Origin of the sequence: Alteromonas lipotrueae (genome assembly GCF_019249215.1) — a bacterium.
GTDB lineage: Bacteria > Pseudomonadota > Gammaproteobacteria > Enterobacterales > Alteromonadaceae > Alteromonas > Alteromonas lipotrueae.
Genome location: NZ_JAESDI010000001.1, coordinates 156,306 through 180,097 on the forward strand (window position 1 = coordinate 156,306; position 23,792 = coordinate 180,097).

Below are 23,792 nucleotides of genomic sequence, written 5' to 3' on the forward strand. Positions count from 1 at the left end.
GCTGTTTATCCTTTTTATTAGCGCAGAAGTACTGTAGACGCTTGATTAAACTGTTCGTAATTTGAAACTATTATTTGGTCGCCCTCATCCAGGCCGCTGAGAATTTCGACTTCTCGAATGCTGGTTGCGCCAATTTGAATGTCTATTCGCTCGGCCAGATCACCTGTAACAAGATAAGCTGTGGTGCCTCCGGCTTGAAGGAAACTCCCACGCTCTACCTTGAGTACATCACTTTTGTTCTCTAACAATATCCGTGCTGACACCTGTTGATTCTGGCGAATTGATTGCACGCTATTTTCAGGAAAGCGTACCCTTGCAATAACTTGTCTATCGACAACTTCTGGGGATATTGAAGCCAGTGTGCCAATCACTTTTTGGACACCCACTTTTAATTCAACACTCATCCCTAACCCCAGCTCATTTGCATAGCTCTCAGCAACATTGAGTTCGGCTTCATAAGCGGTTAAATCTACTAATTTCATTAATGGCTCATTTTTAGCCACAAGTGCATTCGGCTGAATTAGTACATTCCCCACGACTCCGGACACGCCGGCTCTAATAGTTAAATCGGCAAGTTGACGGGTAAGGTCATCTACAACTAGAGCTTGCCTGGCGACCTTCTCTTTCGTGGTCTTAAGTTCAAAAGCTAACGTATCTGTTGCTAATTCAATTTCACTAATGGCGTGCTTATAAGTCACTTCTGCTTTGGCTAAATTATCTAGCGCCTCTTCTAAATCTATCTGACTTATGAGGTGATCTTTGATTGACAATTTTGCTCTTTTTTCTTCTCGCTGGGCCGCAACCAATTCTACGTTGGCAATATCAGCTTGTTTGTTTAATAAAAGTGCCTGTCTACGTACATCAAGCTCTTGCCTAGCAAGCTCACTTTCCAAGCTTGCTAGCGCTGATTGCTCTTGCTTCATAGTATTCTGCAATTCGGGAGAATCGACTATTGCTACAATATCCCCTGTTTCTACCGAATCACCAGGCTTTACTTTTAAAAGAACATAGCCTTGCTCAGGGCTATACAACTGCGGGGCATTTGAAGCGATTATTCTACCTGTGGTGACGATATCCCTAATTAACTCGCCTTTTGTTACTACACTGAACTTTAGCGAATCACGACTGCTAGATAAGCCAGCGGTGGAGCTGGAAAAAAGAAAGAGATATCCAAAGACACCCACTATTAATAGTATAGCTAAGACACCCACCCATTTTTTTCGCGACGGCTGCGTTACAACAGCGGTATCCTGACTACTAGTATCCTGAATCATAAGACATCCTCATGACTTACTGACTCGAAATTAGCGAGCAACACTACAATGACAAAAATAAAAATAGGCAGACTGATAAAGTGAATAAGCAACATGTTAATCTAGTTTCTGTTGGAAGTGTGAACTAGTAGTACGAATAACATGCCAACATTTAATACATTGATTATTAATGATTTTATTAAGTTTTGAGTAGCTGGCGTGTCCGAGCGGACACTTTTTTACTGTCCGACTCAACTGAGCGGACGGGTTGGCTAAATTTAGGGTTGGATATCAGAAGAATCACTGAGGTTACTAAAAAACGGCATTAACTCTTCTCAGTACTCATTGATGTGAAATACATAGGTTGGGATAGCGAATTAAATTTTAGCAGGCTAATTGATGGCTCAATACAGTTTTTCGCTTTACCAATGCCAAGCTGATCTTGCTGGAAAAGTTGCTCTCTATGGAGCTTACAACTGCAGACCAATCTGTTTGTGTTAAACCTGTACGCGATAAAATAGGCTCGCAGTTTCGGGGGATCTCTCCCCTGATGTTACTTCTTAGTTGCCTACCGGTTTGATCCACCAAGTGCAAATAATCATCTAATCGAAAAGGTAACCCTTTTGCTTTATTATTTTGAGACCCACCAACAAATGGAAGTAGCTCTAGAGGTTGTTTATTCTCTTTTGCCTTTGCTATACGACGTTTCACACTGGTATACATTGCCTTTTCAGGGGTCTTCGCATTGCCAGCTCTTATCGGATTTAAATCAACATAGGCCATGCAAGCCAACAATGCTGATTCATCTAGTAGAGCTTGAGACTTAAACCGCCCTTCCCAAAAACGCCCGGTACATTCGTCCTCCGTGTTTGCTTTTCGCGCAATAAATTCATTTAGAAGCCGCATAAACCAACTGATATCGTACAAACGCTTTCTATATATATCCACGTAATTAAGTACCGTTTTTAATTGCGATTCAGAGAGGCTAGGCCTCTGTTCTCTATTCATAAATTGACGAGTAAGCAAAGTTCCATTGTGAAGCGTATGCCACCGGCTCAGTACTTCCTCAGGGCTCATTGCAAGCGCATGACTCTTATCAACACGCAATACAGTATGGGTATGATTGCTCATTACTGCATAAGCGCAAACTTCGATTGCAAAAACACTTGCGAGCTTAAGCAATCGATTCTCTACCCATTGCCTTCTGTGCTCGTAGCTTCTTCCGCTAAACCTGTCTTTTCCGCATAGAAATGCTCTTCGAACACAACGAGAAACGCAATGATAGTAAGGAGTGTCTTCTAAACATATTAGTGACTTACGAGGACGCGGCATGCTTAAATTTGGTGTGGATATTTGATGCTTATAGTGGATTAATACGCTAGAGAAGAATACTGAACCTTGGGTTAGTTTTTCTCTCTATTTCGGGTGAGTTGATTAAGCTTCGCGATTTGTGTGTGTCTTCTCACCTAGCAACCAAAAAAACCCTGGACACCCACTAATGTCCAAGGCTTTGACATCTGTGGGTGTCCAAACTCTTTTAGTGGGTGTCAATATTGAAGGTGGGTGTCCGCATTGCTAGCTAAAGAGCTTCATGAACCAGCCTTTGCTAAGCTCTTCTTCACAGGTTTTAAGCTGGGTTGCGTAGCGTAATGATCTTGCTTTCACTTTAGATGCCACTTTCTTCAGCCAGGGTTTTCGGTCGTAACTTTTCCGTTTATAGCCGCCCCAGCCTTCGTGATAATTCAAGTATTGGGCGTAAGCATCCCACTTTGAAATGCCATTTACCTTCTGCGATTTATAAATAAACCAGCCCATGAAGTCGATAGCATCTTCGAAATCATCCCTATCAGCACCGCTATTATTGGTTTCACGCATGTAGTCAGCCCATGTGGGTGTCTTAGCTTGCGAATAGCCATAAGCAGAGCTTACTCTACCCCAAGGGACTAAGCCGAAAAATACGTAATCACGGGGAGGTAAAGCATCGTGGCGAAATGAGCTTTCTTGATACATCATCGCCATAGGCACATGAATGGGCACGCCCCATTTATCACGTGCATCAGCGGCGGCGTCGTACCAATCATCTTTTTCAAAGAAGATTTCGCACAAATTGCTGCTATCTTTCGGGGGCGTTGTTGCACATCCAGCGATAAACAGTGGAAAAAGCACGATCAAAATTGATAAAAAAATACACAACGGTTTGAACTTTTGATGCATAGCTTGTCTTAACTTATGTTCTAGTAAAATGTGTGTTTCCCTGGAACCTTCAACGCCTGATTTCTATCAGGCGTTTTTTTTTGCTTGCGGTTCGTTGAAGTAATCACGAATAAAGCTGTCGAAGTCTTTCGTATCAGCGGCTTCCACATCGGCTTGCGCAGCTAACGACGTCTCAGCGGCATCAGCAAACATAGCTTCCGTAGTTTGCTGATAATCGAAACCTTTCATCTGCTCTTGATAACGTGCAGCTAGCTCTAAGCCATAAACACCATTATCTTTGTCATGTTTAAGCAATTCCTCTAAAAGCACGCCTGAAGGGGTTAGCGCTGGATTTGCAACTTTCATCGACTCTGCGGCAACCGCGTCACTATATCGTGTTGTGTCATTTGCCAAGTCGAGTATCTCTGCCACTTGCTCAAACTCGTCAAACAATGATGAAGCCCACGCCGTTAATGTTGTTTCCTCATTATCGCGAATAAGCGCCAAATTAGGTTTTCTGCCTTCTAATACCACTCGATTCATGTTGTCTTTTGCTTCATTTAACTGCGCTTCGTCTAGTTCAGCACTTGGCTTCAACAAACACGTCAGTAAGAACACATCGAGAAAATCGAATTGGGTTTGGCTAATACCAATGGGCGAAAAGGGATTTACATCTAACGCACGCACTTCAATGTAGCTGATGCCGCGCTTAACCAGTGCGTCGGTAGGCTTTTCCATCGATTGCGTAGGTTGCTTGGGCCGTATTGGCGAATACAGCTCGTTCTCAATCTGTAAAATATTACGGCTGAGCTGCTGATAGTTACCACCGTCGCCAGCAGCAAAGCTACTAAAACGATTTGACGGCGTATCCATAGCACCACGAAGCAGCCGAACATAGTTATCTAACTGGTTATAGCAAATTTTAAGCGACGACTGCTCAGCACTGGTATATCCCAAGTCACTCATTCTCAATGACGTGGCATACGGCATGTAATACGTGCCCTTACCCACTTTTTCAAACGGTAATGCGTGCTCTTTTCCTTTCAAAAACGAACCACACAATGCAGGTGATGCACCGTATAGAAAAGGGATTATCCAGCAGTAGCGACGGTAGTTTCTGATCAATGAAAAGTAGTTGGCTGAAGTTTGATCTTGGCTATGCTCAGTACCGTTAAGCTCTGCCCATTGCTTCCAGAAATCATCGGAAAAAGAAAAGTTAAAATGTACGCCAGCAATCGCCTGCATCATGCTGCCGTAGCGGTTTTTTAACCCAATTCGATATACTCGCTTCATTTTACCAATATTAGATTCGCCAAAATAAGCAATAGGGATATGTGCTTCATCTTCGATAAAACATGGCATGCTGAGGGGCCAAATTTGCTCGTTACCAATATTATCAATGGTGTACTTGTGAACATCTTGCAACTGCGTAATAGTAGTAGCGGCGCTACTTTCTGGGGGCGTAATAAACTCTAACAAAGACTCGGAAAAGTCAGTGGTTATCGTGTCGTGCGTTAGCGCTGAACCCAACGCCTTTGGATGAGGCTCTTGCGACAGAGCGCCGTTTGGCTTAATTCGTAATGCTTCACGCTCAACACCACGCTTTATTTGCGTAAGTGCCGTTAAAAATTCAGGTGATTTAAGCGCAGCCAAACGCTTGTTGAAACACGTTGAGTTTACAGTCAATGTTCATATCCATGGATGAGTTGTTCCCCTCAAAATGGGGAACAACATATTAAATTCAAGTCACCATTGCTGATAACTTGCTATCAGGCACTTAGTTTATCTGTTCTCTACTATTGGTATCTACTGATAATTCGATGATCGGCATATTTAACGACTCCAGTTGCTCAAGAATCGCATTTTTGTCGCCAACAACGATAACTTGCAGCGCATCTGTCGATAAATACTGCTTAGCCAGTGCGTTAATTTCGTCTTTGCTAATGCTATTAATTATCTCAATTTGCTCTGTTCTGTAGCCTTTTTCAAGTCCATAGCTTTGCAATTGACGAAGAAAGCGCGCCTTACTATTGGGGGTTTCAAACTCTAACGCATCGCTTAACGTAAACGCATTACGCATGAATTGAATTTCTTCGCCTGTCGCGCCGTTATCGATATACTGATTTATTTCTTTAAAAACTTCAGAAATGCCTTCGGCTGTATTCGCAGCAGTAAGATCGGTTCCAACCTCAAACCAACCTAACGTTTTGCCTCCCATAAACGCACTGTTCGCGCCATAGGTAATGCCTTTATCTTCGCGCAAATTCAGATTTATCCGGCTATTAAAGCCGCCGCCCAGTGGGAAGTTAACTAAACGAGATTTAAAGTAATCGCCAGTTGCATCGAAAGGTAAGCTGCGTTTAACGATATAAACTACAGATTGAACCGCACTTGGGCTCTTTATTAAAAAGACCTGATTCTTATCGTAGGTAGGGAATGCATCATAATCTTCAAAGGTATATGTCTCACCTTCCCATTGCGCCACAAAATCTAATGCATCTACTACCGCATCAGAACTCATATTGCCAACGACTACGACACTCGCTTTACTCGGAGAGTAGTATTGGTTATAAAACTGCTTCACATCGTCAAGTGTGATGGCCTGCACGGTTTCAATAGTGCCTTCATCAGGTAAACTTACGCGATTATCTGCGCCGAATAATACTAAATCTCTGGCGCGGCGAGCCAAACTAGATGGCGTTTTCGCTTGCTGTTGCAAGCCTTGCAACACTCGCTCTTTCATTCTAACGAAATCACTTTGTGCAAAAGCAGGGTTGAAGAACTTCTCTTTAAGTAGTGCCAAGGTTGGCATCACGTTTTTAGTTAATGTAGATACATAGACCTGAGAGTATCGTCCTGCCGCACTAAATCGAATTGAACTGCCTAACTTAGCAAGTTCGTTCGCTAATTCTTCATTCGTGTAGTTTTGAGTAGATTCATTCATCATTAACGCGGTGAGGTACGCTGTACCCGCTTTACCCTCAGCGTCTAGCAACATACCGCCATCCATGCTAAGGGTTAATGTGACAGTAGGTGTCTCACTCACAGTCACCCCCATTACATTTACGCCATTGCTGAGTTCACGCTCCCAATAATCCGGTACCGTGACCACAGGCGCTTCGCCTGCTTTAGGCGGTATAGTTCTATCGAAACTAGATGGTGAAGATGTATATTCGTGATCATCAGGTTCAGTTTCGGGTAACGTTCGTACAGGACGTTCAAAGGTTGGCTCTGCCGCTTGAAGTTGAGGCTGGCCTTTAGGCACAATACTCAACACCACACTATTGGCGCCTTTGATATATTTTTTATACACACGCATCACGTCTTCAGCGGTCACAGAATTATAGCGCGCGATATCTTCAGACACTAAGTCTGGCGTTTGATAAAAAGTCTCATTGGCCGCTAGCGCAGTCACTTTGCCAGCTACACTCTGTAAGCCAAATACTGTTGATGCTTCAATACTACCTTTGGTTCGCGCTAAATCGTCGGCTTTTACACCGCGGGTTTCAAATTCAGCCAGTGTGGCTTCTATTACCTGGTGAAGTTCATCAAGTGACTGTACTTTTGCGGGGTTAGCTAACGCAATTAGTTGAAATTCACAGGCCAGCTCGCGGCACGGGTGTGACACGACGGCTTGGACTGCCATGCCTTCTTTCACTAAATTTTTATAAAACAAAGACGTTTTACCGCCACCTAGTATGTCGGATAACACATCTAATGGTGCTTCATCAGGGTGACGCGCATAAACGGTTGGAAAAGTAATTTGTAGCAACGGCAGGTGCACCTTATCTTCTAACGTCATATAGCGTGTTTCAGATAGGGTCACAGGCTGTGGTTCAGGATCTTTTACTTCAGGTCCTTTTGGAATATCACCAAAATATTGGGCTATTAATGCTTTGGTTTTGGCAGTATTTATATCACCACCTATGGTCAACACTGCATTATTTGGCCCATACCAGCGTTTAAAAAAAGCTTTAAGGTCGTTCACGTTAACGCGGTCTAAGTCTTCAACGTAACCAATGGTCATCCATGAATAAGGGTGCCCTTCTGGATACATTGCTTCGCCATTGAGTTCATGCCTTAGTCCGTAAGGCTGGTTATCCACTCGCTGAGCACGCTCGTTCTTAACGGTTTCACGTTGATTTTCAAATTTAGTTTGGTTTACCGCTTCAAGCAAATACCCCATACGGTCTGCTTCTAGCCACAACACCTTTTCGAGTTGGTTAGCCGGCACAGTTTCGTAGTAATTAGTTCTGTCGGTATTTGTCGAGCCGTTCAAACTTCCGCCGGCTTCGGTGATCACTTTAAAATGCTGTTCATCTGCCACGTGTTTCGAGCCTTGAAACATCATATGCTCGAAAAAGTGCGCGAAACCAGACTTACCCACTTCTTCACGCGCAGAGCCTACGTGGTAAGTCACATCTACATGAACGAGGGGATCTGAATGGTCTTCGTGAAGAATAACCGTTAATCCATTACTGAGCGTGTACTTTTCGTAGGGGATAGTAACTGCGGAGCTATCGGCGGGGGTATCTACGTTTGCCCGTTGGCATCCGTTAAGTACGCTAATAGCAAAAACTGCAACAATAAGGCGAAACGCCAAACTTCCTGACATGCTGGATCCTTCTAGGTGGCCTCGCTTTTATAATGCATTTAACTCGCATCACACTAGCGTCTATAATAATACAACCGTTGAGACAATGGCCTGGGGCATACGTTTCATCGAAGACTACCAGACTTTTTAACGCTTTACTTGCTCTGACTTGCTATCATTGTATTAATTTATAAAATTCTGAAATACACTGGCAGTGAACACAGAACAAAAAACGTAGTTAAAGGAACTTACATGGATCAGCTCGCAACAGTCTTAGATTTTGAATTTGGCATGTCTCAACTAAGTGGTAATAAAACACTGTTGTTAACCTTATTAAATAAGTTTTCAGATGAATATCGCTCAGCAAACGATGATTTACAGCGATTAGTGAAAGAAGAAAATTTCGACGAGGCATACTCTTTAATCCATACGCTGAAAGGTGTAGCAGGAAACTTGGGGCTATTTGCGTTGCATCACGCCAGTAAACCCGTTGAAGCAAGCGTTAGAAACGACAAATGCCTTCCTGATGACTACGCCAGTTTTTCTGCTCTTGTTGATGAAACCATAGCGGCTGTAGATGCACTATCGGCAACTCCTGAGCCCGCTGCGCCTGAAGCAACTAGCGCAGTTGCTACCCAAGCTCGTGAGCAATTTATGGCTGCATTAAAGGCCAGTGAGTTCATTTCTCAATCGACGCTTGATGAATGGTTAAGCGCACTTTCGCTACCGCCTGAAACAAAGCAAGGAATTGAAGACGCGGTAGACGAACTAGACTACGACGAAGCCATCGCCCTACTTGAAAAAGCCTAAGTGAGCGAAATACCTATTTTAGTTGACGATAACGATGTGCTTATCGTCAACAAGCCCTCCGGCATTGCCATGCATGACAATGCTAATACTACGAATATTGAGAGCACGGGAACTGGTGAGAACATAAAAACCGGTGGAAGCGCTGACTCGGGTTATATCAGTAATATAGACACACATGCATTAGGTATTGTTAGCCTGCTTCGCGAACAAACTGGTTTTAGTCAACTTCACCTTTGTCATCGCTTAGATACCGGTACCTCTGGCTGTTTGTGCTTAGCCAAAAATACCCAAACAGCAGCACTTATTGGTGAGGCCTTTGCATCCCGTCGAGTTAGCAAATACTACTTAGCCATTAGTGCCGACAAGCCGAAAAAGAAACAAGGTACCATTGTAGGCGATATGAAAAACCGCCGCGGCGGCCAATTCATGCTGCTTAAAAGCAAAGATAACCCTGCAGTCACCCAGTTTTTTAGTCAATCTGCTAAACCTGGCTATCGCGGATTTATCGTAAAACCGCTTACAGGTAAAACCCATCAAATTCGAGTCGCTCTTAAGAGTATGGGTGCAGCGATACTTGGCGACACACTTTACAGCGGTGCACCATCCGATAGATTACATTTACATGCTGGCTGGCTGCGCATTCCCCTTCCCTCTCGCACTATTTTAGTCAAAGCGCCGATACTCTCTGGTGATTTATTTACTGATAGTGAAGTAAGCAATTGGCTTACTGAATTACCTGAGCCAGATAGCTTTAATTGGCCTGTAATTGCCCCTTCTTTATTACAGTTAGTTAGCAAGGCTTGATGTAAGAAATGAAAGGTAAAAAGGCCAGGCAAGGCGTGCAAAAAACAGAAAACCTATTGGGTGAGGGCAACTCGCAGGCACAAGGCAATTTTAAGACTGAGCAGCTCGAAATAAAAAAAATCCACATTGCGGGCAGTGGCGCTATTGGTTCTTTACTCGCAGGGGCTGCAGAAAAACAAGCAATTCCTTACGCGCTTTACCCAAGAAACTCAGTATTTCAAGTCGAGAATGCGAGTATAGGGAAACCTAAATTTGAGCCATCTAAAACTGAGACACCCACACCCTATTTAAAAAATGACAATGAGACACCCACCCCCTTGTTAATAGAATGGACTGACGGTACCGAATACCCCATTACGCAAATCAACAGTAACAAGCCACATCTTTCGCCTAACGATATTTTGGTATTGCCTTTAAAAGTGCACCACTTGAAAACCGCGCTTACTCAATGGCTGCCATTAATCGATAAAAGTACCCCTGTAGTGCTTCTACACAATGGTATGGGTGGGTATGAAATAGCGACATCTATATTGCCAGCCAAGCAACCATTGCTGCTTGCGACCACCAGCCATGGGGCGATGAAGCGCACGACAACTCAGATTATTTACACCGGTGTGGGCGCCACCCAGATTGGTATTGCCCCCCATTTGGTTTCGCACAAACAACTCACTATGCCTGAGTGGGCGAAAAGTGTGTGTCACACTTTATATGCGCTACTTCCACCAGTGAGTTATCAAACTGACATCATGAAAGCTTTGTGGGCCAAGCTTGCGATTAATGTGGTGATAAACCCATTAACTGCCCTAAATAATGTGACAAATAGCCATATTGCTGATGAGCAGTTTGCGAAAGAACGCAAAACGCTTTGTGAAGAATTTGCTGAAGTGGCAAACGCCTGTGGTCAGTGTTTTGATGCTAATAAAATCGAACAACAAGTAATCAACGTTGCTGGCCTTACTGGCAGTAATTACTCCAGCATGCATCAAGACGTGCTAAATCATCGGCAAACCGAGATTGAAGCCATTAATGGCTACATTGTCAAAATGGCACAAAAAAAGGGTATTGAAGTTCCCCTCAATACCCTTCTTACACAACAAGTCAAAGCGCGTTTAGCCTAAGTGCTGTGAGCTGTTTTTTATAACGTTAGCTAAGTATAACGTCATTTGCGCAGCTTATTCTTCTTCGGTGCCTTTTGAAACTTCAGGTTTCATATGCGGGAATAAAATCACGTCTTTAATCGTTGGGCTGTCAGTAAATAGCATAGCCAAACGGTCAATACCAATACCTTCACCGGCCGTAGGCGGTAAACCGTACTCTAACGCACGAATGTAATCTTCGTCGTAATGCATTGCTTCATCATCGCCGGCATCTTTCTCTTCCACTTGCTTAGAGAAACGCTTGGCTTGATCTTCAGAGTCATTTAACTCGCTGAAACCGTTAGCAAGCTCACGGCCGCCTACGAAGAATTCAAACCTGTCAGTAATGAATGGGTTTTCATCGTTACGACGAGCAAGAGGCGATACTTCCCACGGGTATTCTGTAATAAACGTAGGCTGTTCAAGCTTCTCTTCTGCGGTGGCTTCGAAGATTTCACACAAGTACTTACCAGCGCCCCAAATACCGTCAACTTCAGGCTCTTTAATATGCAGCTGTTTCGCCATGGCTTTAAGTGCATCAAGGTTAGCTTCTGGGTCGCGAATAGCGGCTTCATTGGCTTCTGGCCAGTATTTAAGAATAGCGTTGCCCATACTTAAGCGCTCGAACGGCTTACCAAAGTCGTACTGCACTTCTGAAACCACGTTACCGTCAGTATCTTTGTTGGTGTTAGTAATAACACTAGAACCTAAAATATCTTCGGCAAGAGTACGCAACATGTCTTCTGTTAAGTTCATCAGGTCATTGAAATCAGCATAGGCCTGATAAAATTCCAACATAGTGAACTCTGGGTTATGACGTGTTGAAAGCCCTTCGTTACGGAAGTTACGGTTAATTTCGAACACGCGCTCGAAACCACCTACTACTAAACGCTTCAAGTAAAGCTCTGGGGCAATACGCAAGTACATATCAATGTCTAACGCATTGTGATGAGTAACAAACGGCTTTGCAGTTGCACCACCGGGAATAACCTGCAGCATAGGCGTTTCTACTTCAAGGAAGTCGCGCTGGGTGAGGTAGTTACGAATACCATTTACAATCTTACTTCTGATCATAAAGGTTTTGCGCGTTTGTTCACTGGTAATAAGGTCAACGTAACGCTGACGATATTTGGTTTCTTGGTCGCTTAGGCCATGGAACTTCTCTGGTAGAGGGCGCAGTGCTTTCGTTAGCAATGCATACTCTTCCATGTTCACATATAAATCGCCTTTACCCGACTTATGCAATACACCAGCAACACCAATAATATCACCAATATCTAACGCACCGTACTGCGCTTTAAGGGCTTTTTGGGTATCTTTATCAGCGTAAGCTTGAATGCGACCAGTCATGTCTTGTAGCAACATAAACGGGCCACGCTTAGCCATAATACGGCCAGCAATGCTTACTTTATTGCCCTGCTCTTGCAAGGTTTCTTTATCTAGTTCACCGAACTTGCCTTGAAGTTCGTCAGCATAGTTTTCACGACGGAAGCTGTTTGGGAAGCCATTTGCACGGCACTGCTCACGAATTGCGCTTAGTTTTGCTCGGCGCTCAGCAATTAATTTATTTTCGTCGGTTTGTTGGTCAGTCATAACCTATTCACTTTCGTTGTTCGGATTACAGCCCTGATTTAAGGCTGGCTTCGATAAATTTATCCAGGCCACCATCTAGCACGGCCTGAGTGTTGCGTGTTTCCACGCCAGTACGCAAATCTTTAATACGAGAGTCGTCTAGTACGTATGAACGAATTTGACTTCCCCACCCGATATCTGACTTGCTGTCTTCCATCGCTTGTTTCTCGGCGTTTTGCTTTTGAAGCTCGTACTCGTAGAGTTTCGCTTTCAGTTGCTTCATCGCCTGATCTTTGTTTTTATGCTGCGAGCGGTCGTTTTGGCACTGCACTACAATACCTGTAGGTTCGTGAGTAATACGTACCGCTGAATCTGTTCTGTTTACGTGTTGGCCACCCGCGCCAGATGCGCGGTAAGTATCAATACGTAAATCTGAAGGGTCTATATCAATATCGATATCGTCATCCACTTCAGGATAAACAAACGCTGATGAAAACGACGTATGACGGCGGTTACCTGAATCAAAAGGTGACTTACGCACTAAGCGATGCACGCCCGTTTCGGTACGCAACCAACCAAAAGCATATTCCCCTGCAATACGCAAGGTGGCACTTTTAATACCTGCGACATCGCCATCAGACACTTCAATAAGTTCGGTCTTAAAGCCGTGGGCTTCCCCCCAACGAAGGTACATGCGAAGGAGCATATTCGCCCAGTCTTGCGCTTCTGTACCGCCAGAACCAGATTGAATATCAATATAACAATCGTTGGCATCATTAGGTTGTGAAAACATGCGGCGAAACTCAAGCTTTTCAAGTTGCTCCAGCAGGCCTTCTAGTTCTTTGTTGGCCTCATCGAAAGTTTCTTCATCTTCTGCTTCAACGGCGAGTTCAAGCAAACCTTCAACGTCTTCGGTGCCCTGCTCAAGGTTGTGAATCGTTTCTACAACCAGCTCTAAGGCCACCTTTTCTTTGCCTAACGCTTGTGCGCGTTCAGGCTCGTTCCATACCTCGGAGCTCTCAAGCTCTCGGTTAACTTCTTCTAAGCGCTCTGACTTTGCATCAAAGTCAAAGGTACCCCCTAAGCGCGTCGGTGCGCTCGCGGATATCTTTTATCGCATTGGTAACGGGGTTTACTTCAAACATAGTCCGCGTATCAACTGTAAAATAAGACCGCGGATAGTACCGAATTTGGACGAAATTTGATAGAGGTTAACGAAATAAAAGGCAGGTTTTCAGGGTATTAGTTTCACTGCCTGTCTAATCATTAGAAACGCGCCATAAAAGGCCGAGAATGACGCCTTTAGTAAAGCAAGAAAACTGCCTGAAGTTAACTATTATTGGTTTTTCTCATAAATTGAAATCCAGCCCAGCCCGCCATTGCGCTTGCGCTGGTTAAGAAGGTGCCCCAAGCCCAATCCACTACAGTAATAAACAGCGTAAAACCTTCAACAATACTGTAGTTGGTTAGGTTATAAGCACCATAACTGGCGAGCCCAAGCAACGCTCCATCAATACCTGCGTAGTAAAGTGGTTTATCTATGTTCGCCACTACGGTTAATACAAAGACAACAAAACCATACATTAAATAGAACACCACCCAAGGCCAGGTAATATAGTTTTCCCTCAGTAAGCTCGCCATTTCAGTGGTATACCAGTCTCGGGCTATCCACCCTAGCCATAACGCATCTAGCACACCAAAGCACAATAAAATGGCCAGTATCGAAAGCATAATACTGGAAGAAAATACAATGATTTTTTGTAGCATGAACTCGCGTTCCATTCATAAACTAGCGTTAGGTTTTCAGTTTGTCATGTCTATGAATAAAATAGCAATATGAAAAATTAGTACCTTCACAACACTAGTTCAATCTTACCGCTAGATAGCTAACTTTCCCTTCAGATGATTGGGGCAGAAAATATAAACCGCCGAACAAAAAGTACTGAGTGCCATTGATTTTAACTGGCTTCGCACCTTCAGGAAGTGCATCATAATGCTTAGCTGCTTCATACACAGCGGTTTCTACTCGCGACCACTCTACAGGTGCTTTCACTACGATATACTCACCATCTATTCGTTTGTAATACACCCCTTCTACAACATAGTAGGTTTTCCCATCGACAAAAATAGTATCAAGATGATCAGGCAAGGTGTGAATGATGACACCAGGGGGTGGGATCACTACCGTAAAATCGCCTCCCATTTTGCGATAATACACACCATTTCTATATCGATAGTCTATGCCTTGGTGACGAATGAAAGCTGCGTCTTTAGGTAAATGTCTCACTCTATACCCCGGCTCATATCGCGGAGATGCAAGCACAGCAACAGCAACGCCCGCCGCAATGCCCGCACCTATACTTACTGCTGCATTTCCACCGTGAAAGCCGTCACGCGCACCGCCGCCATGCAACGGCGCCGCACATGCACTTAGTAGGATGATTGAGCAGAATATGGGTATTAAGTATAGGTTCATAAAGTATTACTCCCAACAAATTAAGAGTACGGCGACAATGCCGTGTACTTAGTTATATGGGGGTATAGACCAATACAAGAACAGATCTTCTTGTACCTTTACCTAACATTTACTCAGCTTATCCCTTTTACTCACTCGTCCCCGACATGGCGATATCAACCGCACTTTTTCCCATAGTTTGTTCACCCACATATTTGGAGTCGAATGCGGGTCTAGAGAATATCTTTCTAACTAACGGTTCAAAGTGTGATAGTGGTTTTGTAGGGTAATCAGGATCGAAGGACGATTGATCCCACTTTTCACAAAAATCCACACAGGCTTGATACCAAGGGTGATCTTTTAAATACTCGCGCTCATTCGGATCACCCCCTAAAAAATGGGCGTAATAAACGTTTTGAAATAACCCATGCTGGTTAATAATCCAGGTCACTTCAGGTCGTACATAGGGGCGTAAAATTGAAGCCGCATATTGCGAATGATTGTGCGGCGCTAAGTCATCACCAAGATCATGAATAAGTGCCGCTACTATCATTTCCTCATCGGCGCCATCGGCTTCAGCACGAGTTGCTGATTGCAGTGAGTGTCCAAGTCGTGAAACCTGATAGCCCGATAAGGTGTTCTCTAAATTTTTAAGCGCTTCCAAAATTCTATCGGGCAAGCCTGTCGCGTACTCATCTTCATGTTTGGTAAGAAACAAATACTCTTCTTTTGTTCCGTCTTTCATCTGGCGAAATTGAACAGTTTCCATCACTTACCTCTTATCTCTGCTGTTTCTGCTGTAGACTTGGTATTAGCTATTTTAAACTCACCGTTCGTACTTTTTGTTTCTAGTTCATCGTTGGTACGGGCTGCACGATGCTTTCTTTTAAGCGCGTTGTAACGGCCTTTTGGTGCATCAATATCGATGTATGCGCCCTGCAAATGACGAAGCCCTTCACTGGGATCAAACCCTGTGCGACCATGTAACACTCGGGTATTGTGAAACATCTGCAGCTGACCTGGCTCCAATCTGAAGCGCCACTCGTATTCAGGCGAACACAACAACTGCCCCAAACGTTTACGGGCACGATGAAAGATAACCATTTCGTCTTCGGGTAAAAGCGGCAGGTAATCCAATCGCGGACTATAGGCAATACCGGTAATTCTGCCACTAGAGTCAGACTCAATCATGGTTCGTCTTTCTATCAAATCAACATCACTGTCGTAGTGGCGATAACGAACAGGAACTTTGCAAAGCAAGGCGAAGCCTTCCGGATCTTCTTTTTTCAACTGTTCAAGTACAGACAAACTGTCAACCAATGTCGACAAGCCTTCTGTAGTCTGATTCTCCAAACAATGTAGAAGCTGAATGCCTGGCATAGGATTCCTATAAGGGTTGTCAGTATGAGGCCCTAAAGGCACTGAACGATAAGCAAGATCGTTTGAGTTAGGACGGGTGAATACCTCGAAGTACTTACCGAAGTTAGTTTCTCTAACATGGCCAAATAGGTTTGCTACCTCCAATACTGCGTCAGACTCAGTAGGCACGTTATCAACAATAAGCACCCCGTAGGTTAAGAATATTTCTATTCCTTTAATTAACCCCTGTTGTGATTTCAATGTGGCGAGATCAATATGAAATAATGATTTATCCACGTCGCTTTTCCACGATATATCGTTAGGCGCACCGTCCCAAACGTCGAAATCGGCAGCGAACTCATTTAAATCGTACTCACCTGTATACCCGTCGCTAAACGTAAGATTAGCTAACCGATTGTGCTTCTTTTCTACCTTAATCAGCGATACACCCTCATCCAATTGATGTGGGTCGAAAAAACGCTGTTTGGTGGTTTTATCTAGGCTTGCTGAATCTTGGCAACGCTCACGTAGCCACAACGCAGGTAAAGGATAGTGTTGTCCATTTACAGTCGCTGAAACGGAAGCATTCGCCTCATTGATAACATAGTCTATTTGCTGCACGAGAATCTCCCTTAAAAATCAACGGGAGGAGTATCAAGTAATCATGGTTTATATTACAGTAGCAAAGCCTTATAGCTAACATGCAAATTAGTAATAATGAAAGAATCTGAGTTACCGACACTTAACGGCTTATTGTGTTTTGAAGCTACAGTAAGACATGGCTCTATGACATTAGCAGCTGAAGATCTTGGTATAACACAGCCTTTGGTGTCCCAAAGAATTCGCGCACTGGAAGATATAGTAGGGGGAATTTTAATTGATCGCAGTAAGAAACCCGTTACACCTACCATCGAAGGACTTAAGTATTACAATGAGTTAAGAGGCTCTACATCATCTATTTTGCGTGCTACTGATAACGCACGAGAAGATTTTCGAGAAACAAAAACTAAAATATCTATTAATGCATATTTCGGCTTCGCATTTCATTGGATAATGCCTAGGCTACAACGTTTACAACAAGCCTTTCCTGATTACCTCTTTGAAATCCAACCAACCAATAGTTTAAGTGATCTTACTACTGCACATGCAGATATCTTATTTCATTTCTCATCAGAAATTGGTAAATATCAGTTTGAAAAGATGTTAATTCCCGAAGAGGTTTTTCCGGTTTGCTCACCCGATTTCGCTGTTAAACACGGTTTAAAGCCAGGCCAAATGCTTAGTGACCTCAGAAACCTTCCTTTACTGCATAAAGATGTAGATGATTTTAGGTGGTTAAATTGGCAACGCTGGGCACAAGCATTAAATGTGAAGCCTTCTTCTAGCCCAATTTCATTTCGTTACAACAATTACCCCCTTATTGTTGAAGCGGCCATTGGTGGACATGGCCTTTGCTTAGGCTGGGAAGGGTTAATTAACCCCTTTATCGTTGATGGGAAACTCATTCAATTAGGGCCACGATTAAAATCGGAAACACGAGGGTATCAGATTTGCTCAGACCAATACGCTAACTTTGCAATAGGCAATGTAATCAGGTGGTTTATCAAAGAAACAGAGAAGGACTAGGCAATGAGCGAATGTTATTCGCTCATTGCCTAAAAAGAAATGCTACAAAACGTGAGCGGTCATTTTCATCGTTAATTCAGCGGTTTGTTTACCCAAATTTTTAAGTTGTTTAATGGTTTTCGCGTCGGTCACTACGCCATTGTCATCCATTAAGGTATTCACTTTGGCTACAGCAAGTTGTGCAGGTAACACCGTAACGCCTATGTTTGCCAGCAGCATGCGTAAAACCACCAGTACTCTCATTCCTCCCAGGCCACCAGCGGAAGCAGCCATAATCCCTGCCGTTTTACCTTTGAAAGCCTGCATGGGTTTATCGCCCTCTTCCATTCGACTAGCCCAATCAATAGCATTCTTAAGCAATGCGGGGTAACTCGAATTGTACTCTGGAGAAGCAATTAAGAAACCATCATGTTCAGTTAACAGCTGCTTGAAGGCTCTCGCATTTTCTGGCACACCAGACACTTTTTCTTCATCTTCATTAAAGATAGACATGGGGTAGTCGGCTAGATTGATGACCGTAACTTCAGCCCCCGACTCCCGCGCCCCTTCGGCCGCAATACCGAGTATAGCTTGATTAAAGGAGCCGTTTCGTGTGCTGCCAGCAAAAGCGAGTAGCTTCGTCATAATATAAATTCCTGTATTGGTGCCATTACAAATTTAACGTACCGTTGCGAGTTACATTACTACATTATTAGGCAAAAAAATGCGAATACCTAGCCTGTTAATTAAACATTACTGTAAAATGGTTCCCTACTCTATGAGTAAACATGTCGTGACGCACTCAATAAAATTTAGTTAAAGCAATACTTTAATCATAGTTAACGTTTTTATAGTATTGTTACTATACTTACTCAGATTGTCAGTGTGTTTTGAAAATCACGTACTGCTCAATAAGGTTATACACTACGAAAAAACGTTTCTTTTTCGTAGTCACCTTCGTGAAATGGATTTAGAAAAATTACATGGCGTACCTTTTTCAGACATTGCAGTCGAGAATAATTCTCCTCATCATTATGGTTGCCCTACCAGGGTTGATTGGCGTTTTTTACGACTCATATGTTGAAAGAGAGCGCGCTATAGAAGCGGCAATAAGCCAATCGGTTAATACCGCCAAGGCAACCTCGAAATTTCAATCTACGCTAATTGATAAAACACGTATTTTTCTACAAAACCTATCCAGTTTCGACGCGGTTAAAAAGCCGAACTCCCAAACATGCAGTGCTTTTCTTGCCGATGTACTTAAGGTAAATAGTAACTATATTAACCTTGGTGTACCAAGGGCAGATGGCGAACTACTGTGTAACGCCCGCCCCATGAAAACACCCGTAAACGTCTTCGATCGCCCATACATTCAAGAGGCGCTAGCTACACGAGAATTTTCGATAGGTGAGTTTCAAATAGACCGAGCAACTAACCTTACCAGCGTGAATTTTGCTTATCCGGTAATGAACGCCACAAGCGATACTGTGGTGGCGTTAGTAGTAGCGGTTATCTCACTGGAATGGTGGAGTGAAACACTCTCAGAGTCTCATTTACCCGATAATACCGTTGCTTACATTACCGATAGCGAGAATAAAATTGTTGCCGCATATCCGACCAACAATAACCTCTTAGGGACCCCATTACATATCTCCAGCACAGCAATAGAAAACTCAAATACTGCATTTGATAATAGCGCTTTTATTAGTAATGACCCTTATGAACGGGTATATGTAAAACGCCCATTATTTGAAGATGGCAAGCAAATAAATATTACGGTGGGCATTCCTCTTAAACACGCACTTGAAATTATTAATGAGCGTCTGATTAAAACGGCCGGTATTTTGACCGCGATAGTCATGTTACTTGTGGGAGTCTCTGTATGGGGCGTACGAAGAAACGTACTAAAACCAATTCGCACCTTGCTTCAATCAACTAAAGCCCTTGCTGAAGGCAAAGACGTAAGCGACGCACCTCTACATGGTAGTGTCGAGTTGGTTAAATTACAGCAACGCTTTACCTCTATGGCAAAAACACGGTTAGAGGCAGAAAAACGGCTTATCGATAGCCAAGCTTCCTTACTGGAAAGTAAAAATATATTAGCAAGTCATATCGAAAATACACCTTTAGGGTGCATTGCCTGGGATACTCAGCTTATCTGTACCGATTGGAATAAATCAGCAGAACATATTTTTGGCTACAAAAAAGAGGAGGCGATTGGTAAACATGCCTCGGATCTCATTATACCTCCTGAACTTCGAACTGAAATAGACGACGCATTCGCTCAATTGCTGAAGAAAAAGGCGCCAAAGCGAAAAATAAATAAAAACGTTACCAAATTACGCCATACCATTATCTGTGAATGGTATAGCACACCCATTCTTGATCTGACTGGCAATGTAATAAGCGTAACCTCATTAGTTCAAGATATTACTAAGAATAAGCATTTAGAAGAAAAGCTTAAACTATCAGCAAGTGTTTTCTCTCACGCAAGAGAAGGAATTTTTATCACAGATAGCAGTGCTAACATTATAGATGTGAACAAAACCTTCGTTGATATAACAGGCTATAAGCGAAATGAAGTGTTAGGTAAAAAGCCCAGCATGTTCAAGTCGGGAAAACAGTCTCCCGAGTTCTATAGACACCTATGGGCATCTATTATCAGTAAAGGCTATTGGGCAGGAGAAATTTGGAACAAACGTAAAAATCATGAAGTTTACGCTCAACTATTAACCGTGAGCGCAGTCAATGACGATGAAGGCAATGTTAAGAACTATATTGCTATATTTAGCGATATTTCTGAAGCGAAAGAACAGCAATATAAATTAGAGCATATGGCACATTATGACGTATTAACTAATTTGCCTAACCGCTCGTTGCTTGCTGAGAGATTAGACAAAGCACTGGCCCAATGTAAATCTGACAGAGGGTTTGTGGCAGTAGCGCTACTCGATTTAGATGGTTTCAAAGAAATAAATGATAACTTTGGTCATAGTGTAGGTGACGAACTACTTGTCATTTTGGCCCATCGCTTAAAAGGAACTCTACGAAACAGCGATACCATTTCACGCTTTGGTGGAGACGAGTTTGTTGCGGTATTGGCAAACCTAAAACAACCCCAAGATTTTGCCGCTATCGTTAAGAATATGCTCAGAGTAGCATCTGATCCGGTTAAAATTGGTGAGCATCAACTTAAAGTATCTGCCAGTATCGGAGTGACTGTATATCCTGCAGATAATACCGATGCCGACCAGCTTATCCGCCACGCCGACCAAGCGATGTATGTGGCAAAACAGAAAGGCAAAAATTGCTATCACCTTTTTGATATAGAGTCTGAAGACGCGATAAAAGCCCGCCATGAAATACTCCAGAGCATAGCGAAAGCCCTAAACAACAGAGAGTTCGTGCTTTACTACCAGCCGAAAGTAAATATGCGCACCGGAGAAATTATTGGCGCAGAAGCCCTTATTCGCTGGAAGCATCCCGTTAAAGGCATACTCTCCCCTGCATCTTTTTTACCTTTTATTGAAAATCACCAACTCAGTATAGACATTGGCGAATGGGTTATCGAAGAGTCATTGCAGCAATTTAGTCGCTGGAAGCAATTAGGCGTGCATATTCCCATTAGTGTGAATATTTCTGCGTTACAGATACAGCAAAGAAACTTTCCTATTCGCTTATCTCGTCTGCTGGCTAAAGTACCCAATGTTCCCCCTGAAGCGTTTCAGTTAGAAGTATTGGAAACCAGTAAGCTAGGTGATATCAAGAAAGTAGCGGAAATTATGGATGATTGTGTAAAGCTTGGTGTGACTTTTGCCATTGATGACTTTGGAACAGGTTATTCCTCTCTCACTTATTTAAGGCGATTGCCGGCAAAAGTCATCAAGGTAGACCAAACTTTTGTGCGTGATATGTTAATCGATCCTGAAGATAGAACCATTGTAGTGGGGGTAATAGCGCTAGCTAAATCGTTTAACCGCAGTGTTATTGCTGAAGGGGTGGAAACCATTGCTCATGGTACATCACTGTTAGAGTTGGGCTGCGAGCTGGCACAAGGATACGGGATTGCTAGGCCTATGCCCGCCACAGAAATGCCTGACTGGATCGCACATTGGTCCACTAAAACCGAGTGGAAATCTCCTACCCCACAGCTTCTCGATAACGAGGCATAAAAAAGGCCAACACGAGTGCCAGCCTTTTTAAGTACCAACATAGGCATCGCATGCTGATTATTTGCATTCGCAAATATTCAGTCGATACGCTTATGCTATCTGAATTACATTTTTTCCAATGTTTCTATACCAAGTAAGTTCAATCCTTGGCTTAACGTGTTGGCCACAAGTGCTGATAAGGCCAGACGGCTATCTCGCACTTCCAGTTCAATGCCGTCTTTTAACATTGGGCAGGCTTCGTAGAAGCTCATGAAGGCGCTAGCTAGTTCGTACAAGTATGTACACAACACATGTGGCGTGGCATCACGTGATACCAAGCCTACCACCTCTTCAAACTGCAATAACAGAACCGACAATGCGTGTTCTTGTTTTTCAACAATATTGATATCTACTGGCATGGTTTCAATAGCAACACCTGCTTTTCTGAATAAGCTTTTAACCCGCGTGTAAGCGTATTGCAAATACGGGGCAGTATTACCTTCGAAGCTCAACATGGTGTCCCAGTTAAACATATAGTCAGTGGTACGGTTTTTACTTAAATCGGCATATTTTACTGCGCCGATACCTACTTTACGAGCAACTTCCGCTAATTCGTCTTCTGATAAGTCGTTGTCACGCTCGGCAATCAATTTACCTGCACGTTCTACTGCTTCATCTAATAATTCAACCAGTTTAACGGTACCGCCGGTACGGGTTTTAAACGGCTTACCATCACTGCCTAACATCATGCCAAATGGGCAGTGTTCATAGCTTTGGGTGGTTTCCATAAAGCCGGCTTTACGACCTACTATTTCGGTTTGCTTGAAATGTAGCGCTTGGCGAGCATCAGTAAGAATAAGAGTTCTGTCGGCGTTTAACGTACCACTACGATAGCGCATGGCGGCCAAGTCTGTGGTGGCATATAAATATCCGCCACCGGATTTTTGTACAATATAAACCGCAGGATTGCCTTCTTTGTCGGCCAACTCAGGAATAAATACTACTTGAGCGCCTTGGTCTTCTACTGCTATACCTTTTTCTTTTAACTCGCTTATCACGTTAGCTAAATCGTGGTTATAGGCAGACTCACCCATAATATCAGCACGGGTTAAGCTTACGTTTAATTTCTTATAAACGTCTTCAGAGTGTGCAATAGACACATCAATGAATTTTTCCCACAAGCTCAGACATTTTTCATCACCGCCTTGAAGCTTAACCACGTATTCACGGGCACGATCGGCAAAGCCTTCTTCGTCATCAAAACGCACTTTGGCTTCACGGTAAAAGTCTTCTAAATCGGATAACGCCGTTTCAGCAACTTCTTGTTCCAGTTTGTCTGACAAATGCGCCAGCAACATACCAAACTGCGTACCCCAGTCACCCATGTGATTTTGGCGAATGACTTTATGGCCTAAAAACTCTAATACCTTCACCACAGCATCACCAATAATGGTGGTACGTAGGTGCCCTACGTGCATTTCTTTAGCTAGGTTTGGAGAAGAGTAATCTACCACTACGGTTTGCTCTGGCGATTTTGCTACGCCAATGCGTGGGTCGTGTAGCGCTAGCTCACACTGATTTGCCAGCCACTCGTTGTTCAAATGGACATTGATAAAGCCAGGGCCAGCCACTTCTAGTTTACTGGCTACATCGTCAAGTTTTACAATCTCAACAACCTTTTCTGCAATATCGCGAGGCTTTTGTCTAAGCTGTTTTGCCAACGCCATTGCGCCATTGAATTGATATTCCCCAAATTCAGGACGAGCACTGCGCGATACTGGAATAGGTGCGTTTTCAACACCCATTGTTTCTAAAGCTTCACTAAATCGATTAATTAATAATGCATGTATATTCATAGTT

Annotated in this window: 18 protein-coding genes; 5 read left to right on the top strand and 13 right to left on the bottom strand. The window is 43.3% G+C overall.

Features of this window, described 5'->3' with window-relative positions:
- Window positions 1–17: 17 nt before the first annotated feature.
- The 5 genes from JKP82_RS00670 to JKP82_RS00690 all read right to left on the bottom strand — a co-directional run bounded on the left by JKP82_RS00670 (window position 18) and on the right by JKP82_RS00690 (window position 8,061).
- Entirely contained in the window at window positions 18–1,274 is a 1,257-nt protein-coding gene (locus JKP82_RS00670) for an efflux RND transporter periplasmic adaptor subunit (RefSeq protein ID WP_159529559.1), read from the bottom strand.
- 363 nt (window positions 1,275–1,637) lie between these two features.
- A complete protein-coding gene (locus JKP82_RS00675; protein ID WP_232370586.1) occupies window positions 1,638–2,585 on the bottom strand; it encodes a transposase in 948 nt (315 codons plus the stop codon).
- 243 nt (window positions 2,586–2,828) lie between these two features.
- Entirely contained in the window at window positions 2,829–3,467 is a 639-nt protein-coding gene (locus JKP82_RS00680; RefSeq protein WP_218395449.1) for a transglycosylase SLT domain-containing protein, read from the bottom strand.
- A 66-nt stretch (window positions 3,468–3,533) separates the two neighbouring features.
- Complete coding sequence (gene gshA, locus JKP82_RS00685; protein ID WP_218395451.1) at window positions 3,534–5,132, bottom strand: glutamate--cysteine ligase; 1,599 nt, start codon at window positions 5,130–5,132, stop codon at window positions 3,534–3,536.
- A 91-nt stretch (window positions 5,133–5,223) separates the two neighbouring features.
- On the bottom strand, window positions 5,224–8,061 hold the full coding sequence (locus JKP82_RS00690) for a M16 family metallopeptidase (RefSeq protein ID WP_218395453.1): 2,838 nt from the start codon (window positions 8,059–8,061) through the stop codon (window positions 5,224–5,226).
- 231 nt (window positions 8,062–8,292) lie between these two features.
- Between JKP82_RS00690 and JKP82_RS00695 the strand changes: the two genes are divergently transcribed.
- The 3 genes from JKP82_RS00695 to JKP82_RS00705 are packed head-to-tail and all read left to right on the top strand — an operon-like array spanning window position 8,293 to window position 10,772.
- The gene (locus tag JKP82_RS00695) at window positions 8,293–8,850 is read left to right on the top strand and encodes an Hpt domain-containing protein (protein ID WP_218395455.1); all 558 of its coding nucleotides are present in this window, start codon (window positions 8,293–8,295) and stop codon (window positions 8,848–8,850) included.
- Window positions 8,851–9,654, top strand: coding sequence for a pseudouridine synthase (locus JKP82_RS00700; RefSeq protein WP_218395457.1), 804 nt, complete (start codon window positions 8,851–8,853; stop codon window positions 9,652–9,654).
- Window positions 9,655–9,662: 8 nt separating this feature from the next.
- Entirely contained in the window at window positions 9,663–10,772 is a 1,110-nt protein-coding gene (locus tag JKP82_RS00705) for a ketopantoate reductase family protein (protein ID WP_218395459.1), read from the top strand.
- 54 nt (window positions 10,773–10,826) lie between these two features.
- Here JKP82_RS00705 and lysS read toward each other — a convergent pair whose 3' ends face one another.
- The 6 genes from lysS to JKP82_RS00735 all read right to left on the bottom strand — a co-directional run bounded on the left by lysS (window position 10,827) and on the right by JKP82_RS00735 (window position 16,797).
- Window positions 10,827–12,383: a lysine--tRNA ligase gene (gene lysS, locus JKP82_RS00710; RefSeq protein ID WP_159529548.1), complete on the bottom strand. Its 1,557-nt coding sequence runs from the start codon at window positions 12,381–12,383 to the stop codon at window positions 10,827–10,829.
- A 25-nt stretch (window positions 12,384–12,408) separates the two neighbouring features.
- A protein-coding gene (gene prfB, locus JKP82_RS00715; protein ID WP_126871927.1) for a peptide chain release factor 2 occupies window positions 12,409–13,507 on the bottom strand; the annotation gives its coding sequence in 2 pieces (ribosomal slippage) (window positions 12,409–13,431 and window positions 13,433–13,507; 1,098 coding nt in all).
- 184 nt (window positions 13,508–13,691) lie between these two features.
- A complete protein-coding gene (locus JKP82_RS00720; RefSeq protein WP_218395461.1) occupies window positions 13,692–14,129 on the bottom strand; it encodes a DUF2177 family protein in 438 nt (145 codons plus the stop codon).
- Between the two features lie 94 nt (window positions 14,130–14,223).
- Window positions 14,224–14,838: a DUF6515 family protein gene (locus JKP82_RS00725; protein WP_218395463.1), complete on the bottom strand. Its 615-nt coding sequence runs from the start codon at window positions 14,836–14,838 to the stop codon at window positions 14,224–14,226.
- Between the two features lie 127 nt (window positions 14,839–14,965).
- Window positions 14,966–15,586, bottom strand: a complete 621-nt coding sequence (locus JKP82_RS00730) for an HD domain-containing protein (protein WP_159529542.1) — start codon at window positions 15,584–15,586, stop codon at window positions 14,966–14,968.
- Complete coding sequence (locus tag JKP82_RS00735; RefSeq protein ID WP_159529540.1) at window positions 15,586–16,797, bottom strand: TauD/TfdA family dioxygenase; 1,212 nt, start codon at window positions 16,795–16,797, stop codon at window positions 15,586–15,588. Before JKP82_RS00735 ends, JKP82_RS00730 begins: the two co-directional genes overlap by 1 nt.
- A gap of 96 nt (window positions 16,798–16,893) precedes the next feature.
- On the opposite strand from JKP82_RS00735, the gene JKP82_RS00740 reads away from it, so the two are divergent.
- The gene (locus JKP82_RS00740) at window positions 16,894–17,802 is read left to right on the top strand and encodes a LysR family transcriptional regulator (RefSeq protein WP_159529538.1); all 909 of its coding nucleotides are present in this window, start codon (window positions 16,894–16,896) and stop codon (window positions 17,800–17,802) included.
- Window positions 17,803–17,844: 42 nt separating this feature from the next.
- Here the strand turns inward: JKP82_RS00740 and JKP82_RS00745 are convergent, their stop codons facing one another.
- Window positions 17,845–18,426, bottom strand: coding sequence for an NADPH-dependent FMN reductase (locus JKP82_RS00745; RefSeq protein ID WP_159529536.1), 582 nt, complete (start codon window positions 18,424–18,426; stop codon window positions 17,845–17,847).
- Between the two features lie 338 nt (window positions 18,427–18,764).
- Between JKP82_RS00745 and JKP82_RS00750 the strand changes: the two genes are divergently transcribed.
- A complete protein-coding gene (locus tag JKP82_RS00750) occupies window positions 18,765–21,953 on the top strand; it encodes an EAL domain-containing protein (RefSeq protein WP_218395465.1) in 3,189 nt (1,062 codons plus the stop codon).
- A 104-nt stretch (window positions 21,954–22,057) separates the two neighbouring features.
- Here the strand turns inward: JKP82_RS00750 and argS are convergent, their stop codons facing one another.
- Window positions 22,058–23,788 carry an arginine--tRNA ligase gene (gene argS, locus JKP82_RS00755; protein ID WP_159529532.1) on the bottom strand — a complete coding sequence of 577 codons (1,731 nt, stop codon included), beginning with the start codon at window positions 23,786–23,788 and terminating at the stop codon, window positions 22,058–22,060.
- Between the last annotated feature and the right edge of the window lie 4 nt (window positions 23,789–23,792).

What these genes read in the sequence shown, in the direction of transcription:
- JKP82_RS00670 (WP_159529559.1), bottom strand. Translation starts at nt 1,274, where the DNA reads ATGATTCAGGATACTAGTAGTCAGGATACCGCTGTTGTAACGCAGCCG.
- JKP82_RS00725 (WP_218395463.1), bottom strand. Translation starts at nt 14,838, where the DNA reads ATGAACCTATACTTAATACCCATATTCTGCTCAATCATCCTACTAAGT.
- JKP82_RS00690 (WP_218395453.1), bottom strand. Translation starts at nt 8,061, where the DNA reads ATGTCAGGAAGTTTGGCGTTTCGCCTTATTGTTGCAGTTTTTGCTATT.
- JKP82_RS00695 (WP_218395455.1), top strand. Translation starts at nt 8,293, where the DNA reads ATGGATCAGCTCGCAACAGTCTTAGATTTTGAATTTGGCATGTCTCAA.
- JKP82_RS00720 (WP_218395461.1), bottom strand. Translation starts at nt 14,129, where the DNA reads ATGCTACAAAAAATCATTGTATTTTCTTCCAGTATTATGCTTTCGATA.
- JKP82_RS00730 (WP_159529542.1), bottom strand. Translation starts at nt 15,586, where the DNA reads ATGGAAACTGTTCAATTTCGCCAGATGAAAGACGGAACAAAAGAAGAG.
- JKP82_RS00750 (WP_218395465.1), top strand. Translation starts at nt 18,765, where the DNA reads ATGGCGTACCTTTTTCAGACATTGCAGTCGAGAATAATTCTCCTCATC.
- JKP82_RS00745 (WP_159529536.1), bottom strand. Translation starts at nt 18,426, where the DNA reads ATGACGAAGCTACTCGCTTTTGCTGGCAGCACACGAAACGGCTCCTTT.
- JKP82_RS00680 (WP_218395449.1), bottom strand. Translation starts at nt 3,467, where the DNA reads ATGCATCAAAAGTTCAAACCGTTGTGTATTTTTTTATCAATTTTGATC.
- argS (WP_159529532.1), bottom strand. Translation starts at nt 23,788, where the DNA reads ATGAATATACATGCATTATTAATTAATCGATTTAGTGAAGCTTTAGAA.
- lysS (WP_159529548.1), bottom strand. Translation starts at nt 12,383, where the DNA reads ATGACTGACCAACAAACCGACGAAAATAAATTAATTGCTGAGCGCCGA.
- JKP82_RS00740 (WP_159529538.1), top strand. Translation starts at nt 16,894, where the DNA reads ATGAAAGAATCTGAGTTACCGACACTTAACGGCTTATTGTGTTTTGAA.
- JKP82_RS00675 (WP_232370586.1), bottom strand. Translation starts at nt 2,585, where the DNA reads ATGCCGCGTCCTCGTAAGTCACTAATATGTTTAGAAGACACTCCTTAC.
- JKP82_RS00705 (WP_218395459.1), top strand. Translation starts at nt 9,663, where the DNA reads ATGAAAGGTAAAAAGGCCAGGCAAGGCGTGCAAAAAACAGAAAACCTA.